The following is a 630-nucleotide window of genomic DNA, read 5'->3' as shown; positions in this document are numbered from 1 at the left end:
TCCCGCCTGGGCGTGGACGACCCCCGCTTCTCAACCGAACCCTCCTCCGACGGCACATTCCGGATGGTATCCTGTTCGCACGTGGTGCCGGTCAAGCGGCTCGGACTGCTGGTCCGGGGACTGGCAGAACTGGGCAGACTGAGGCCCGAGCAGACGTTCGAGTGGGTTCACATCGGCGACGGCCCCGAGCGGGGAACAATTGAGAAGCAGGCGATGAGCACTCTGCCCGAGAACGTCCGCCCAACCTTCCTCGGCCAGATTCCCCACGAGGAAGTGATGGAGTTCTACTGCAGGCACTGCGTCGACCTGTTCCTGAACGTCAGCGAGTCCGAGGGCATTCCGGTGACGATCATGGAGGCCCAGAGCTGCGGCATCCCCGTCCTTGCGACAGCGGTCGGCGGAACCCCGGAGATCGTCACGGAGAAGGTCGGGCTCCTCCTCGGTCCGGATCCGCATCCCGGGGACATCGCCGGTGCGATCGGTACGTTCGTGGACGATCCGGCCGGCACGGAGCGGATGCGCCGGCAGAGCCGGGCGAACTGGGAGGAGAACTACAACGCGGAGAAAAATTTCAGAGAGTTCGCGCGGCAGCTCGAAGCCATCGTCTCGTGAACCCGGTACATGCAGACA

Annotated in this window: 1 protein-coding gene; it reads left to right on the top strand. The window is 64.6% G+C overall.

The features are described from left to right. The coding region (locus tag QMC96_13340) for a glycosyltransferase (protein MDI6877736.1) at positions 1 to 612 on the top strand (612 nt) is incomplete at its 5' end. Positions 613 to 630 lie beyond the last annotated feature (18 nt).

The sequence above is a fragment of the Methanomicrobiales archaeon genome, assembly GCA_030019205.1.
GTDB lineage: Archaea > Halobacteriota > Methanomicrobia > Methanomicrobiales > JACTUA01 > JASEFH01.
This window is presented reverse-complemented; position numbering and strand designations above follow the sequence as displayed.